Here is a 15623-nt window from a genome sequence, read left to right on the forward strand (position 1 = left end):
CGAGTCGATGTGTCAGGTGAAGTCATGGGTATCAGGGTTCCGCCGGTCGTGGTGCTTGGCGCGGCTGGCGCAGCGCAGCGGCTGACAGGTCGGCGCCGCAGGCGCACAGCCCGCAGCGTCCTCGCATCGACTGCCGTTGCAGGCGCCAGTGGGGCGCTGATCCTGGAGGGGGTCGCGGAGTTCGCCCGGCACCGCACCACCGTTGATCCTCACGGCGTGGAGCGGGCCAGCGCCCTGGTGACCACGGGCCCCAACGCGCTGACCCGCAATCCGATGTATGTGGGGATGCTCGGTCTTCTGGTCGCACGGGCGGTGGCTCGACGACGTCGTCGGGCACTGCTGCCCGCGGTGGGCTTCTGGTGGGCGATCGATCGCTTCCAGATCCCGGCCGAGGAGGAGGCGCTGGCGGAGCGCTTCGGCCAGGAGTATGCGGACTACTGCACCCAGGTCCCCCGCTGGCTGTGGCAGGGCGAGGCATCCTCGCGCAAGCCCTAGGAGGGGAGCGCTCGGCACCCCGGTGCCGACTCGCCGGGTCACCCGCATTCTGCTGGGTCACCCGTATCCTGCTGGCCCACACAGCACCTCATGAGCCGGCAGCATGCGAGTGACCCGGCGGCAATCGGGTCATCCAGCAGCGCCGGCCCGTGCGCGGTAGGCTGCCCAGGGCTCAGCGATGGGGCGGAGACGCCCGCCGGGCGCACGCAGGAGGGATCGAGGAGGCAGGAGGAGAGCATGAGCATGGCGGGCCACGGGAGGGATCCCTGTGCGGATGACCCCTTCCTCACGGCACCGCGCGAGCCCATGCCCGTGGCGGAGCCCCACCCCGGTGCTCCATTCGGCGCCGACCCACTGCCCTCCCCCGCACAGGGCGGCCCGGGACCGGTGGCCTTCATCGATGTCCACGTCCACTACTTGGCCAGCGACTTCTCCCACCTGTTCAGGAGCCTGCGCTCCTCTGCACCAGTGCAGCTGCGGATCAACCGGGACCTGGTGGAGCTTGGCTCCCAGGGCGGCAGGATCCCGGTCGCTGCGGGCAGCCCCTTGAGCATCTCGCCAGTCTTCGCATCGAGCTTCGCGTCCAGCTCCTTGATGGTGACCCTGTCTCCGGGCCAGGTGATGCCCCTGTTCTACACCGATACCCGCTTCAGGAATGCACCGTCGGCGATCTCGTTGACGCCCTTCCGCGAGGTTCCCGGCACGGCCATGCAGCGGGCTATCCTCATCGTTGTGGCGACGATGCTCCTGCCGCCGCTGGTGATCGGGATCATCGTGCTCGTCTCTTTCCTGCTGCTACCCGGGTAGGGCTCATTGACGGGCGCGAGGATGAAGGAGGACGACGATGACCCAGGCCTCTGAGGGCACGGGCGGCACGGCAGCCGACAGGGCCGCTGCGGGCGGGGCCGCAGCAGGCAGCGCGACGACGGCGGGGCCCGGCGCGCCCCTGGGCCGTGAGGCGGTCCTGGAGCGGATTGCGCAGAGCCGACGCCGGGCGGCGCAGGCCGGGCGCGATGGCGCCTGGGACGCCGGGGCCCAGCTGCGGGAGGTGCGCGAGCTGGCCGAGGTGCTGGGCGCGGTCGGCGGGCAGGGGGCCCGCACCGTCCTGACTGAGGATGAGGTGGTCGGGGCCCTGGCCGAGGTCATGCGCCAGGCCACCAGGCTGGGCGAGCCCGAGGTGGCGCTGTCGCTCACCGGCGCGGTGGAGGCGGTGGCGGCGGAGCTGGGGGCGGAGCATGCGGATACCCTGACGCTCCGCTTCACCCTGGCGGGCGCCTACCGCCAGGTGGCGCCGGCGGTGGCTGTGGCGCTGTATGAGCAGGTGGTGGAGGGGGCGGTGCAGCTGCTGGGGCCCGACCACCCGCAGGTGCTCACGGCCCGCTCGGGCCTGGCCGGGGCGCTGACCGACGCGGGGGAGCCCGAGCAGGCGGTGGCGCTCTATCAGGAGATGGCCCAGGATGCCGCCCGCCTGCTGGGGCCCTCCCACCCCGATGCGCTCTCGGCCCGCAACAACCTGGCGCGGGCCTGGGAGGAGGCGGGTCAGGAGCGGCGTGCCCTGGAGATCTACGAGGATCTGGTGCGCGACGCCGAGCGGGTGCTGAGCGGCCCCCACCCCTACCTGCTGGTCTTCCGCCGTAACCTGGAGCGCCTCAGGAGCGGCACCGGCCGGCCCAGCAACCCCGGAGAGGCCGACGGAGCCGATCACTGACCGGGCTCGGGCTCGCGACGACGCCGCAGCCAGCGCCCTCGGTCTCCCGCCACCGCCGCATTCACTGCCTCGTGCCTGCCCCCTCCGTCTCAGGCGCCCCGGGCGCGGGCCGGCTGACCTCGGGGCGAATACCGCGCTGCGGCGAGTGGCCCAACTGGTCAGTTGTGGTGGTGCTCCCCTTGTGCGCCTGGCGTGATCACCTTGAGTCCTACGGATCTGGAGGCATCGGCGAGGCGATGGTCATAGGTGAGGACAGCCGCCGCCTCGAGTCGGATCGCCGCTTCGAGGTGGAGTGCGTCGAGGGTCCTGAGATAGGGCATGGGGAGGAGGCCTGCACCGCGGTACACGGCACGGTCGAGGGCGGCGAGTCCTACTCCTTCAAGGATGCGGGTGACGTCGGCTTGGTCGAGATTCTCCCGGATCGCGATTCGGCGCAGCTCTGTCTCAAGCAGATCGCTGGAGACGAGGATGTCTGGAGTCTGGTCGAGCCATGCGATGAGGGCTGGGCTCTCGGGCTGGTCGACGAGCAGTGCGCCGAGGGCCGAGGTGTCAACGTAGACGATCATGGTCGCCGTGAGCAGTGGGGTTCCACTCCTCACGCAGGTCGTCGAGAGTCTCGTGGAGACTGCGCACGCTGCTCTTCCGCACGATGCCCAACTCAGCCCATCCTCCTTGGCGAACGGCTGGGCGGGTGATGGTCAGTGCCGGCGAGGGCATGTCTGGGGAGTCGGGAGGATTGAGGGGGATAATCCTGCCCACGGGCACCCCGTCGTCGGTGAGGAGGAAGGCGCCGCCTTCTCGGACTGCCTGGAGGACCCGGGCGGGCTCGTCGCGCAGCTCGCGCCGCGTGAGCCGCCCGGTCTCCTGCCCAACGTCGGCGACCTGGTGCCCCATCCAGGGGCTGGTTGCGGTCATACGTCCAAGATTACTTCGCCGCGCCCATGAGTACTGTGCTCCCGATCACTGAGCCGCGCTCCCGACGGCGGTGCAGCCGGGTCCCGCCGCCTCCCGCCACCGCCGCACTGGCCGTCCCGTACCGGGCTCCTCTGCCTCGGCGCCCCGGGCGCGGGATGGAGGGATGAGTTGCGAATCGGCACACCTCGGAGCAGCCCGGCGGAAGGTGACGGTATCGTCACGATTTACCTCGACGCGCTGGCCTCGGCCTCGGGCCGCCCGGTCCTGGTCCCCGGTATCGACCGCGCCGACGCCGCATGATCCTGGGACTCGACCACTCCAGCCCCTCACGCCTTGCCCACGCTGGGCACCTTCCTCCTGCACCCGGGGCCATCCTGGCCGAACCTATAATCACGATCGTGCCTTTCAGTGCCGATTCGTGTGATGCTGCGCCCTCCGGCTCTCTGGGACAGCGCGTGTCCCAGGGCTCGTCCATGCCCGTGGCCGACGGCGCCCCGCCAGCGGACCCGGCCCCTCCGGCGCCTCCCTCCGAGTCCTTCGTATCTTCGGCACGTGCCGCAGCGCCGTCCCCTTCCACCACTCCCACTCCCGACTCTCCCATGACTGCTTCCGCTCCCCCGCCGCCGTCCTCGGCTCCTGGGTCTCGTTCCTCATCCCCGGCCTCAACTCGTGAACTGGCTCCCGGATCGGTGGTGCGGGTGCGTGACGAGGATTGGCTGGTCACTCAGGTCTCCTCGACCTCCGACGGCCTGCTGGTCACGGTCCAGGGCCTCTCGGAGCTGGTGCGCGATACCACTGCCCAGTTCAGCGCGGGGATCGACCGGATCGAGCCGGTGGACCCCCGCCGCACGCGGGTGATTGCGGATACCTCGACGCGTCATCGCCTGTCGCGCCTGTGGCTGGAGGCGACGCTGCGCAAGACGGCCCTGCCTGCGGCGAGCCCACACCTGGCGGTGGTGGGCGATGTGCTGGCCGATCCGCTCGCATACCAGTTGCGGGCGGTGCGCCAGGCCCTGGACCCGGATCATCTGCGCCCGCGTATTCTGCTGGCTGATGCCGTGGGTCTGGGCAAGACCCTGGAGATCGGCATGATCCTGGCCGAGCTGGTGCGCCGGGGCCGCGGGGATCGCATGCTGATCGTCACTCCTCGCCACGTGCTGGAGCAGATGCAGCATGAGATGTGGACCCGCTTCGCCCTGCCCTTCGTGCGCCTGGACTCTCAGGGGATCCAGCGGGTGCGCCGCAGGGTCCCGGCCACCCGGAATCCTTTCAGCGTCTTCCCCAGGGCGATCATCTCGATCGATACGCTGAAGAATGACCGCTACCTGGCGCATCTGCGCAAGCAGACCTGGGATGCCGTGGTGATTGACGAGTCCCATAATGTCACGAACAAGGGGACGCTCAATCATCGGCTCGCTGACTTGTTGGCGCGCCAGACGGATGCGCTGATCCTGGCCTCGGCCACGCCCCACAATGGGGACCCTCGGAGTTTCGCGGAGCTGATCCGTCTTCTGGAGCCGACGGCGGTCAACGCGGATGGCTCGTTGAATGAGGCGGAGGTGGCCCGCCTGGTGATCCGCCGGCACCGTCATTCCCAGGAGGTGCGCGATGTGGTGGGTGGGCGCTGGAAGGAGCGCCTGGCGCCGGTCAACCGCCTGGTGGCGCCGTCCCCGGCGGAGGATGCGGTGGCCTCGGAGCTCTCGCGCACCTGGCTTCATCGCGACGACGCACCGGCCGCCGGGGGCGCCGTCCCTGCGTCCCTCTCCCCCGCTGGGAGCACGGCGCCCGCAGCGCCCGGAGCGCATTGGGGCCGCAGGACCCGCGGGGATGCCCTGTTCTCCTGGACGCTGGCCAAGGCGTTCCTGTCCTCCCCGGCGGCGCTGATCCAGACGATTGACGAGCGCCTGCGTCGGCGCGGGTCGCGGGCCTCGGGCCCGCAGGCCGCCCAGGGCGGTGGTGAGCATGGGGCGTTGGTGCGCCTGCGCGAGCTGGCGCAGGCAGCCAGTACCGCGGAGTCGGGCAAGTACCGGGCGCTGCTGGAGGAGCTGGGTCGCATCGGGGTGGGGCCGCGCAGTGAGGAGCGGGCGGTGGTCTTTGCCGAGCGGGTGGCGACCTTGACCTGGTTGCGCGGGCGCCTGGAGGAGGATCTGGGCATGCCCTCGGGCGCGGTGAGGGTGCTCCATGGCGGGCTGTCGGATGTGGAGCAGCAGGCGATCGTGGAGAAGTTCCGCCAGGCGCACTCCCCGATCCGGGTGCTGGTGACCGGTGATGTGGCCTCAGAGGGCGTGAATCTGCACAGCCAGTGCCATGAGCTGATCCATTACGATATTCCTTGGTCGTTGATCCGCATCGAGCAGAGGAATGGTCGTATTGATCGCTACGGCCAGGAGGTCTCCCCGCAGATCACGACGCTGCTGCTCAATCCGTCGGATGCGCGTTTCAGTGGGGATGTGCGGGTGCTGGCGCGTTTGATGGAGAAGGAGGATGAGGCGCATCGGGCGCTGGGGGACGCGGCGTCCCTCATGGGCCTGTACTCCGGTGAGAAGGAGGAGGCGGCGATCCGGGAGGCGCTGCAGTCGGGCAGCGATATCGACCTGGTGGTGCCGGGGGTTGAGGAGGCTTTGACCCGTGACCCGATGGCGGCCCTGTTCGCCCGGCTGACGGGGGCTCAGGCCCCCGGTCAGGGACCCGTTCAGGCAGCGGGCCCCGACGACGCCGCATCGTCCCCTTCCACCGCGTCCGCCACTGGCCTACCCACTTCGGCTGCTTTCGCACCGGTTGGCGAGCAGGCCCCGGATCGCGCGCCTCTGCCGGCCTCGATCCTCTACGACTCGCAGGTGGATTTCCTGCGCGAGGCGCTCACGGAGCTCTATGAGCGCCCGCAGGAGTCGGCGCTGGCCTCGGGTGGCGGGGGCGTGTCCTGGCGGGAGCATGGCAGTGAGCATGTGGCGGAGCTGGTTCCGCCGCCGGGGCTGCGTGCTCGCATGGATGTGCTGCCGCAGAGCTATGTGCGCCAGCGGCGTGTCCATGATCTGCTGCGCCTGGCCACCTCTCAGCGCAAGGGGGCGCGCCTGCTGGCGGAGGCCCTGCGCGACCCCAGTGGGTCGTCGTGGCCTGAGGCCCATTACCTGGGCCCGTTGCACCCGGTGCTGGAGTGGGCGGGGGATCGTGTGCTGGCGCGCCTGGGGCGCGGCTCTGTCTTCGCGGTGCGGGGCCGTCCGGGGTCGGTGGAGGCACCGACGGTGCTGATGCTGGGCACGTTGACGAACAAGGCGGGCCGCACGGTGAGCATGGTGTGCGCCTCGGTGGCCTTCCCCTTCATGGATGTGGCGGCGGCCCTGGCGGATGTGGCGGCGGGGCGGCCTGTGAGGGGGCCGTCCACGGTGAGCGTGCATGAGTCGGCCGAGGAGATGCTGCGCGCCGTGGGGGTTGATGAGCCGTTGACCAATGAGGGCCCGGTGCCGCATCTGGATCTGCTGACGGCGCTGGTAGGCCCGGCGGTGGATGCGGCGGCGGCCCAGATGCGGATGACGATGGCGGTGGCGCGCCAGGATGCCGAGGACCGCGTGAAGGCCTGGGGTGAGCGGGCCGATGCCTGGGATGATGAGGCGGGTGTGCTGGTGCAGAACCGGCATCTGCGCTCTCATCGCTTCTCGGTGGCCCAGGAGAGGCGGCTGATGGAGCTGCATCGGCCGGCGCACTCCCTGGTGCGCCCGCTGCTGGTGGTGGTTCCGCAGGACTTCGGCAGGGAAGGGGGCCGCTGATGGCGGTGTCGGATGCGCTGGTGGTGGGCGAGGACTGGATCAGCGAGCACTACTTCACCTCTCAGGCGACCAAGGGCTCGTTCATGGCGCGGGTGCTGGAGCGGCGCCAGGAGTGGGCGGCGGCGGAGGCCGAGGGGGTGGCCACGTCGCGCTCGCGCTTCCGGGCCCAGCACTCCCGCCTGGAGTCCCTCCTGGCCGAGCTCCCCGCGCCTGAGGGGGCGCCGGGCCAGGACCCGGGGGCTCTCGGCGCGGCGGGCCTTGGCCCGACGGCGCCGGCGGTACTGGCCGGTGGGGCACCGGATGGCGCGGGTGAGCCGGCGGCGGAGGAGCTCGATGGGCTGCTGCGTGAGGTTCTGGGCTACTCCACGGGCGAGTTCGGCCTGTGGGAGTGCGGTCCGGTGACGCTGGTGCGCCCGGTGGGGGCGGAGGGGCCGGCGCCGGCGGCGCTGGTGCGGGCGCGCCCCGCGGCCACAGTGGAGGATCTGCTGGTCAAGGATGCGCCGAGCCTGGCGGCGCCGTGGGTGCCGGTGGATCTGGCCGATCCGGCCTCGGGCCCCCTGGAGGGCGCTGAGCCGGTGGTCTCGGTCTCGCGGGCGCTGTCGGTGCTGATGACTGACGAGCATGGTCCGGCTTTCGCCCTGGTGCTGGCGGGCCGGTGGGCGCTGGTGGTGGAGCGGGAGCGCTGGCCGGAGGGCCGGTGGCTGGCGGTGGATGTCCAGCTGGTGGCTGAGCGCAGTGAGCTGACCAGGGGCGGGGAGGTGGAGCGGGCGCTAGCCTGCCTGGAGGCGTGCTCGCTGCTGCCGACGGCGCAGGGCGAGACGTGGTGGTCGACCACCTTGGAGGATTCCGCGGCCCACACGGTGGGGGTCTCGAAGGACCTGCGCGAGGGGGTGCGCCTGTCGGTGGAGATCCTCGCCAATGAGGTGGTGCGCCGCCGGGTGGCCCGGGGGCTGGAGCCTCTGGAGCAGGGGCAGGCCCAGCCCTTGGCCTTGCAGTGCCTGCGCTACCTGTACCGGATCATCTTCCTGCTGTATGCGGAGGCGAGCCCGGAGCTGGGCGTGCTGCCGGTGGGGGCCCAGGAGTATGACGCGGGCTATGGGCTGGATCGTCTGCGCGAGCTGGTGCTGCGCGAGCTGCATGAGGAGTCCTCGCGCTCGGGCACGCATGTCTATGAGTCCTTGGAGCTGCTGTTCGCCCTGGTGGATCGGGGCAGGAATGCGGATGCGGGCAATGCTGGCAGTGCCGGCGGTGCTGGGGGCCCGGGGGGCGCGGCGGGGCCCTGGCCTGGGGATGGGGAGGCCGAGCCGTTCTCGGGGCTGGTCTTCCAGCCGATGCGCGCGGACCTGTTCCGCCCTGCCAGTACTGCGCTCATCGATGAGGTGGGCCTGGGCAATGAGGCGATGCTGCGGGTGCTGCGCCATCTGCTGCTGACCCGGGGGGAGTCGGGCGCGGGGCGCGGTTTCATCAGCTATGTGGAGCTGGGCATCAACCAGTTGGGCGCGGTCTACGAGGGGCTGATGAGCTATACGGGCTCCTTCGCCACGGAGCGCCTGTGGGAGGTGGCCCCGGGCGGGGATGCGTCGAAGGGCTCGTGGGTGGTGCCTCGTGAGGTGGCTGAGGGCTTGAGCGATGCGGATATGGTGACGAGGGTCGATGAGGTCACCGGTGAGCGCCGCAGCGTCATCCATGAGCCGGGGACTTTCGTGTTCCGCCTCTCGGGCCGGGATCGGCAGCGCTCGGCGAGCTACTACACCCCGGAGGTGCTCACGCGCTTCACGGTGCAGCAGGCGCTGGCCGAGCTGCTGGATCAGGATGGCCGGGTGACCACGGCCCGGGAGGTGCTGGGCTTGAGCGTGTGCGAGCCGGCGCTGGGCTCGGGGGCCTTCGCGATCGAGGCGGTGCGCCAGCTGGCCGAGCAGTACCTCTCCCGCCGGGAGCGGGAGCTGGGGCGCCGGGTGGATCCGGAGGAGCGGCCCCGGGAGCTGGCGAAGGTGAAGGCCTTCATCGCCTTGCACCGGGTCTATGGGGTGGATCTGAATGCGACGGCGGTGGAGCTGGCGGAGGTGTCCTTGTGGCTGGACACGATGGTGGAGGGGCTCAGCGCCCCGTGGTTCGGCTTGCGGCTGCGGCGCGGCAACTCCCTGGTGGGGGCCAAGCGGGCTCTCTATGATGTGGCGGCGCTGAGGAAGAGGGCGTGGCTCTCGACGGCGCCGGTGCCCGAGCCGCTGTCCCGGGTGGGGAGTGCCCTTGATGCGGCGGGCCCGGATGCGGTGCGCCGCGTGGGCTCGGCGGTGGAGGTCTCGCACCGGATTCATCATTTCCTGCTGCCTGCGGCGGGCTGGGGCTCGGCGGTGGAGGTCCCCAAGCAGGTGCGCGACCTGGTGGATGCGGCGCATCTCAAGGCCCTCAAGGCGTGGCGCCGCTCGGTGACGAAGGCGCCGACGGCGGCGCAGGCCAGGCGCTTGACGGCGCTGGCCGCCCGGGTGGAGGTGCTGTGGGAGGTAACGCTGCGGCGCTTGCGGATCGCGGAGGCGGAGGCTTCTCGCCGTATCGTGCTGTGGGGCAGTGAGGGCGAGGATAGGGCGCCTGCCTCCCGGGTGAGCCGGGAGCGGATTGAGGGCTTCCTGGCGGATGAGTCCTCGGCATACCGGCGCCTGCGGCTGGTGATGGATGCGTGGTGCGCGCTGTGGTTCTGGCCGTTGAACCGGCCCGAGGTGGCACCCCCGGACCTGGAGAAGTGGATCGGCGCCCTGGAGGGGCTGCTGGGCACGGGTGGGAAGGCGAGCCCGCTGGTTCCTGCGGGTGCGGCGAGCCTGGCGGATGCGGGCTCCTGGGATGAGCTGGAGGTGGCTGAGCGCACGGAGATCCAGTTCAGTGGGGCGCTGCGCGTGAGTGAGGTGAGGCGGGCCCACCCGTGGCTGGGGGTGGTGGAGGAGATCGCTGCGCAGCAGGGCTTCTTCCACTGGGAGCTGGACTTCGCCCCGGTCTTCGCCCGTGGGGGCTTTGACCTGCAGGTGGGCAACCCGCCGTGGGTACGGCCGCGCACGGATGTGGAGGGCCTGCTGGCGGAGGGGGATCCGTGGTGGGTGCTGGCGGGCAAGCCCTCGGTGGCGCAGAAGGATGCGCGGCGCCAGCAGACCCTGGCGCGCCCGGGCATGGAGGAGCTGGTGATCAGCGGCACCTCGGAGGTGGTGGTGCTGGCGGAGATCCTCAGCGACCCAGCCCTGTATCCCCTGCTGAGCGGTCAGCCCGATCTCTACCGGGCCTTCATGTGCGCCGTGTGGGAGCATCAGGCACGGCATGGCGTCTCGGGGCTCATCCATATGGAGAGCCACTTCACGGATGCGAAGACCCCGGGCCTGCGGGCGGCGACCTACCGCAGGCTGCGTCGGCACTGGCAGTTCGTCAACGAGCTCCAACTCTTCGACATCGACCACCACAACCCTTACGGAATACATGTTTATGGGACAGAGACGGCCCCATCGTTCTTGCACGCAACGTCTCTCTACCACCCGGATACGGTACTGCGGTCACTGGCCCACGATGGGTCCGGAGAGGAGCCTGGCTTCAAGGACCCACACACGGGCACGTGGGACTTGCGGCCGCATGCCTCCCGTATCCAGCAGGTGACGAGGGAGACGCTGCAGACCTGGCAGTCGGTGACGCAGGCGGAGGACTGGCAGTCCACGCCGATGGTCTACACGGTGAACTCGGCGGCTGCCCGCACGCTGGCAACTTTGGCGGAGAGCCCGCGTCTCGCGGGCGTGGGCCTGCACTTCTCTCGCGGCTGGGATGAGTCGATCGACCGCCAGAAGGGACGGTTCGTCAAGGAGTGGGGTTCGGCCTCCTGGGAGGATGCCATTCTGCAGGGCCCGCATCTGCATGTCTCGACGCCACTGTACAAGCAGCCGAACGAGACGATGAAGCATAATCAGGACTGGACCTCGGTGGATGTGGAGGCGCTGCCGCCGAATGCCGAGCCGGTGACGGCCTATAAGCCTGCGGGCGATCGCGCCTCCTACGACCGCCTCTACACGCATTGGGGCGAGTCCTCGGCCCACGACCACTACCGCATCGCGTGGCGCCGAATGGCCGCCAATACCGGAGAACGCACACTCATTCCCGCCCTCATCGCACCGGGAGTAGCACACACCCACACCGTCTATTCAGCAGGCTTGATCGATACGGCAAAATACCCCAGAGAACTAGCAGGAGTTTTCGGCTCCACTTCATCCATTCTCGGCGATTTTCTCATTCGTTCCATCGGCCGCAATGACATCCATGGAACAGACTTCGACAGACTGCCCTCGTTAAATCTACAGCACCCACTTGTCTCACGAGTGACCCTTCGGGCTTTGCGCCTTAATTGCCTGACGGCGGCGTATGCGGACTTGTGGGAGTCGTGCTGGGAGGATGGTTTCGCAGGGGATGCTCCGATTCTTCCTCGGTATGATGAGCGTCCAGTGGGGCCGTTGTGGTCTCCTGGGGTGCCGTTGCGCCGGGCGGAGGATCGTCGGAATGCTCAGGTGGAGATCGATGTGATGGTGGCGGTGATGCTGGGTGTCCCGGTGGAGGATCTGTGCACGATCTACCGCACCCAGTTCGCGGTGCTCTACGATTATGATCATGGTCGGGGCCAGGGCGCGTATGTGTATGATGCGAATGGCCGCCAGGTTCCGACTCCTGTTCGTAAGGCGTGGGAGAAGCGCGAGCGCCCCGCCTCGGATGCGGACATGCCCCTGGATGAGCGCACCCACACCCACCCGGGCTCGGGCGTGTCCTACGTCTACTCCCTCCCCTTCCGCACCCGCGACCGCGAATCCGACTTCCGCACCGTCCATTCCACCCTCACCACGGCAACACAAGTTTAATAGAATACGAAACAAGTAGCAGGACACCACCAACTCCCCGAACAAGAACGAAACGCATGCATCTCAGACGTATAGAAGTTGAAGGATATCGCGCCTCCGCAAACACTCCGATCGTTTGCGAACTAAGTGGACGCTTCTCTTTGCTCCTCGGCCCCAATGGTTCAGGAAAGACAACGATCAATGAGGCGATTGCCTTGGCACATCCGCATCGCTTCCCTCGGCTCGCCCCTATAGACGCGGCCGCCCTGGGGCCGACTCCGCGAAGCGTCCATATCGAGTACGCGTTCGAAGTTGATTCATCCCAGGAAGGCTCATTTGGCCAGTATCGGAGACGGCGAAGGCTTGCAGCACCACAATGGCAGCGGCCACTTGAACGATCACTAGGCCAGGTTCGCGCAGGGCGGGTAGATGCAACGGACGACGGTTACGACGGCATTCGGCTCGTGCACCTTCCAGCACTGCGAAACCCAGTAGATGATCTTTCGAGGCGCGACACTCGCATTCTTCTTGAATTGCTTCGCGCCGACGAACGTAGACACCCCGAGACCGGCGGGCTTCGATCCCTACGAGCCCAAGCCGAGGGAATGCTCAGCTCGCTGACCAGCCACTCCCTTGTGAGAAATGTTGAAGATCGTATCGCCGAAAACCTCAGAATCATCAGCGGCGGAGTCCAGGAGCATCACGCATTCATAGGCACACAGATCGTTGATGACACCTACCTCGCCCGAGTATTCGAAATGCTCGTCACGTTAGTCCCAGACCGAGCAGCAGCCCGCCGCTTGCAGGTGTCGAGCCTCGGCTATGTGAACTTGCTTCACATAGCCGTCACTCTCGCAGGAATCCCGGACACAGGAACCGCCACGCCACCCGCATATTCGCCCAGCAACATAGGCAAAGGCAGCGAAAGCGCAAGGTCCACTCACGCACCCACGCCAGACTCTCTCGCTGAAGCCGCAAGAGAGCGACTGGCCCAGACAGAAGCGGCCGCCGAAGCCGACGCCGATTCGTTCTATCCAGAGCTCTTTCATGCAACCATTTTGATCGAAGAGCCAGAAGCACACCTCCACCCACAACTTCAATATGGCCTCATTCGCTATCTGCGCAACCTTGTCGACGAGCGCCCCGATATTCAGATAATTGTGACGACACACTCCGCCGATCTCGCTGCCGCTTGTGATCCCGAGGAGCTTGTCGTCATACGAAAGAATGCTGAAAATCGCACAATATCGCGCCGACTTTCCGACCTTCCATTGAAGGAAGACCTGAAGGTTCACCTATTCCAGCAAACTCGACTACACCTAGATGCAACGCGATCAGCCGCGCTGTTTGCTGACCGCCTTCTTGTCGTTGAGGGTGTCACGGAGGCCAGTATCCTTAGGTTGCTAGGGCGCGCTTGGGCCAATGGCGACGCCAGAAGAATCGGCTTCATCGACTCCCTCGCGATTCTTCCTGTCGGCCACAAGATTGGCCAATGGCCGATCCGCCTGCTTGCGACGCCGCACCACGAACTAGTCACCCGTGTCGCCGCTATAGCGGACACGGATCGACGCGATACACCGCTTCCCGACCCACAGCCGCCTGCCTGGCACGCAGAACTCAACTCCGAGTCGGCACGCTTCTATTGGTCCCGGCCAACGCTGGAACCCTCACTGGTCGACAGAAACGAGGAACTCATCAAGAAAGCCTTCGAAAAATGCGGACTCAACCCACCAGATCCAGTTGATCTCAACACAGTCGACCAGTTCTTCATAAACCACTCCAAGGACAAAGGCAGGTTCGCCCTCGAACTGGCGCGACTGATCGATCAAGATCTGAACGCCGTCGTGGTACCGAGTCACATCAGTGAAATGTTCACTTGGCTCTACGACGGCACCGAGCCCAGCACGGCTCCACAGGATAACCTCGTCTGAGCCATCGATGATCAAACTGACCGACGCCCAGGTACTTGCCGCCGCCGCGACTGATCGGCTCGTCAACGTCATTTCATCGCCTGGCAGCGGCAAGACGACGATCGCCACAGAGCGCTACGGCTACCTTCGATATCAAGCAGGTGACCTTCGTGGCGTAGCGGGCTTAACTTTCAACAGAGCGGCCGCCGACGAATTGCGACACCGAGTCAAACTCAAATGGGGCGACAACTGCATCAAAGCCCCTCATTGCGTCATTACTTTCGACCACCTCCATGTTGACCTCCTTAGTCATCTTGTTCGTGAGGGAAAGATAACCTGGCCAAACAGCATCGACACTCTAGACGTGCGCGACAACTACAATGGATTCAGAGGATTTCGGTACCTAGAGGCCGGGGGCTACAGGCGAGTAGCCCAACTAGATCACAATCGTATTGTCGTCTCAACAGGCCAGAAAGTTACGAAGCCTCGCACAGGGATTGGGCGCGTTAAGGATCACCGAGAAGTTCTAAGGGCAGGGATCGTCAGTCACGAAGACGTTCGCAGCATCCTGTGGTCCGCAGTAAGACAGGAGGATCTTCGACAACTCGCATCGAACTGGCTTTCTGAGAGGTATCGGGCTTTAGTCATCGACGAGGTATACGACGGAGATAGTCTCGATCTTTGTGTCGCCCACTTAGCTGCCGAGGCCGGGCTATCTGTGACCCTCGTTGGCGACCCCTGGCAGGCGTTGTACAAGTGGAGAGGCGCTGAGCCGGAGGTAGTAAAGCGCCTACTGACCAGCACGTCCGACCCATTTATCGAATACAAACAATCAGAGTCATTCAGGTTCCTCGGTGACCAAATGCCTAAACTAGCGAGCAACCTACGTGCCGGTGCCAGTGTAATTCTACCTCACACCACTAGCAACGAGATAGACGTCGCACTCGCTCGAACCTGGGGTCAATTGTGGTCGGTTGGCAACAACGTTCTACCGCTTGCCTTCCGAACAGTGAATAACGCAACAGATGCGGCATTGAATCTTCTCTTGGACGTTATCACACGCGCTCGCCTCGGTACAGCGTCATACGGACGCGAAACCGCAATCGCAAGACTGGGGCTTGAGCGCGAACAGTTTCTGGCAGTGCAGGACGAGATGTTCAATCCACTTATCGAGAGTCTGAGTCTCAGTGGAGACGAAGCTCAGGTTCTTGAAGATCTACGTGAAACTTTCAAGAGGCTCGGAGCACGCAAGCCACGCCGTCTCGAGGAGAAGAAGGAACGCATCGCTCATCACGAACTTGCTCGACTGGCGGCAAGACTCAGGCAGCCTAAGGTCATTCCTGGACTCACTGTCTTTCAGGCGAAGGGGAGAGAATGGGAACGTGTCGGAGTCGCACTCTCCGGCACACAACTTGCAGCACTCGAATCAGGACTTCACGAACTCGAAGAAGAGAATTGCATTACCTACGTTGCCATCACCCGCGCCAAACAATTCTGCGGCCTTCTAACCAGCGCGACGAGCCTCGAAACCGATCATTTCCGACTTGAAGTATAGGTTTTTCGCGTTATTCATCATATCGTCGACTTTCACTTAATCTGACACCTAATTTCGGAGACGAAGGGAGAGCGGCATTGAAGGACGCCGCTCAGGAATTAACCCAGCACGCCCCCTTCCGCCCCACCGAAACCCGGATGCCAAACCTGTTCAGACATGCCGAGAACTGCTCGGAAGTGCATTTAGACCTCGGTCGGAGTGAAAGATCTCCTCACCCTTGGCGGTAGGACCGTTGCGCACAGCCATATCGATGCACTGGCGGACAAGGTCGGTGCGCATATGGTCGCCCATCGCGTATCCCACGACTTTCTTTGTGACGCAGTCAAGAACAATGGCCAGATAGACGAACCCTGCCCAGTTATGGATATAGTTGATATCCTCATCCATGTAGCTCCCGGCGTCTTAGCGGTGAAGTCCCTGCGCATT

10 protein-coding genes and 1 pseudogene are annotated in these 15623 nt (G+C 66.2%); 8 read left to right on the plus strand and 3 right to left on the minus strand.

The window, feature by feature from the left end:
• Positions 1-24 precede the first annotated feature (24 nt).
• The 3 genes from MANAM107_RS03315 (at position 25) to MANAM107_RS03325 (ending at position 2203) form a co-directional block, all read left to right on the plus strand.
• Positions 25-495, plus strand: coding sequence for a methyltransferase family protein (locus MANAM107_RS03315; RefSeq protein WP_223911102.1), 471 nt, complete (start codon positions 25-27; stop codon positions 493-495).
• A gap of 237 nt (positions 496-732) precedes the next feature.
• Complete coding sequence (locus tag MANAM107_RS03320; RefSeq protein ID WP_223911105.1) at positions 733-1302, plus strand: hypothetical protein; 570 nt, start codon at positions 733-735, stop codon at positions 1300-1302.
• 37 nt (positions 1303-1339) lie between these two features.
• Complete coding sequence (locus tag MANAM107_RS03325; protein WP_223911108.1) at positions 1340-2203, plus strand: tetratricopeptide repeat protein; 864 nt, start codon at positions 1340-1342, stop codon at positions 2201-2203.
• Positions 2204-2361: 158 nt separating this feature from the next.
• Here MANAM107_RS03325 and MANAM107_RS03330 read toward each other — a convergent pair whose 3' ends face one another.
• On the minus strand, positions 2362-2769 hold the full coding sequence (locus MANAM107_RS03330) for a type II toxin-antitoxin system VapC family toxin (RefSeq protein WP_124934832.1): 408 nt from the start codon (positions 2767-2769) through the stop codon (positions 2362-2364).
• Positions 2753-3118: a hypothetical protein gene (locus tag MANAM107_RS03335; RefSeq protein WP_223911111.1), complete on the minus strand. Its 366-nt coding sequence runs from the start codon at positions 3116-3118 to the stop codon at positions 2753-2755. The genes MANAM107_RS03330 and MANAM107_RS03335 overlap by 17 nt, the downstream gene beginning before the upstream one ends.
• A gap of 689 nt (positions 3119-3807) precedes the next feature.
• Here MANAM107_RS03335 and MANAM107_RS03340 point away from each other — a divergent pair.
• The 5 genes and pseudogenes from MANAM107_RS03340 to MANAM107_RS03360 all read left to right on the plus strand — a co-directional run bounded on the left by MANAM107_RS03340 (position 3808) and on the right by MANAM107_RS03360 (position 15197).
• Positions 3808-6882: a helicase-related protein gene (locus tag MANAM107_RS03340; protein WP_373314068.1), complete on the plus strand. Its 3075-nt coding sequence runs from the start codon at positions 3808-3810 to the stop codon at positions 6880-6882.
• Positions 6882-11753 carry a class I SAM-dependent DNA methyltransferase gene (locus tag MANAM107_RS03345; RefSeq protein WP_223911117.1) on the plus strand — a complete coding sequence of 1624 codons (4872 nt, stop codon included), beginning with the start codon at positions 6882-6884 and terminating at the stop codon, positions 11751-11753. The genes MANAM107_RS03340 and MANAM107_RS03345 overlap by 1 nt, the downstream gene beginning before the upstream one ends.
• 56 nt (positions 11754-11809) lie before the next feature.
• Positions 11810-11923: pseudogene (locus MANAM107_RS13205) on the plus strand (hypothetical protein); the annotation flags it as partial.
• 414 nt (positions 11924-12337) lie between these two features.
• Positions 12338-13663 carry an ATP-dependent nuclease gene (locus MANAM107_RS03355; protein WP_223912820.1) on the plus strand — a complete coding sequence of 442 codons (1326 nt, stop codon included), beginning with the start codon at positions 12338-12340 and terminating at the stop codon, positions 13661-13663.
• A 7-nt stretch (positions 13664-13670) separates the two neighbouring features.
• Positions 13671-15197, plus strand: a complete 1527-nt coding sequence (locus MANAM107_RS03360) for a UvrD-helicase domain-containing protein (protein WP_223911120.1) — start codon at positions 13671-13673, stop codon at positions 15195-15197.
• 150 nt (positions 15198-15347) lie between these two features.
• Here the strand turns inward: MANAM107_RS03360 and MANAM107_RS03365 are convergent, their stop codons facing one another.
• Complete coding sequence (locus tag MANAM107_RS03365; RefSeq protein WP_223911123.1) at positions 15348-15584, minus strand: DDE-type integrase/transposase/recombinase; 237 nt, start codon at positions 15582-15584, stop codon at positions 15348-15350.
• Positions 15585-15623: the final 39 nt, after the last annotated feature.

It is taken from the genome of Actinomyces capricornis (assembly GCF_019974135.1).
Lineage (GTDB): Bacteria > Actinomycetota > Actinomycetes > Actinomycetales > Actinomycetaceae > Actinomyces > Actinomyces capricornis.

Coding starts and splice junctions, on each gene's coding strand:
- MANAM107_RS03365 (WP_223911123.1), bottom strand. CDS start 15,584: ATGGATGAGGATATCAACTATATCCATAACTGGGCAGGGTTCGTCTAT.
- MANAM107_RS03335 (WP_223911111.1), bottom strand. CDS start 3,118: ATGACCGCAACCAGCCCCTGGATGGGGCACCAGGTCGCCGACGTTGGG.
- MANAM107_RS03315 (WP_223911102.1), top strand. CDS start 25: ATGGGTATCAGGGTTCCGCCGGTCGTGGTGCTTGGCGCGGCTGGCGCA.
- MANAM107_RS03355 (WP_223912820.1), top strand. CDS start 12,338: ATGCTCAGCTCGCTGACCAGCCACTCCCTTGTGAGAAATGTTGAAGAT.
- MANAM107_RS03330 (WP_124934832.1), bottom strand. CDS start 2,769: ATGATCGTCTACGTTGACACCTCGGCCCTCGGCGCACTGCTCGTCGAC.
- MANAM107_RS03320 (WP_223911105.1), top strand. CDS start 733: ATGAGCATGGCGGGCCACGGGAGGGATCCCTGTGCGGATGACCCCTTC.
- MANAM107_RS03360 (WP_223911120.1), top strand. CDS start 13,671: ATGATCAAACTGACCGACGCCCAGGTACTTGCCGCCGCCGCGACTGAT.
- MANAM107_RS03345 (WP_223911117.1), top strand. CDS start 6,882: ATGGCGGTGTCGGATGCGCTGGTGGTGGGCGAGGACTGGATCAGCGAG.
- MANAM107_RS03325 (WP_223911108.1), top strand. CDS start 1,340: ATGACCCAGGCCTCTGAGGGCACGGGCGGCACGGCAGCCGACAGGGCC.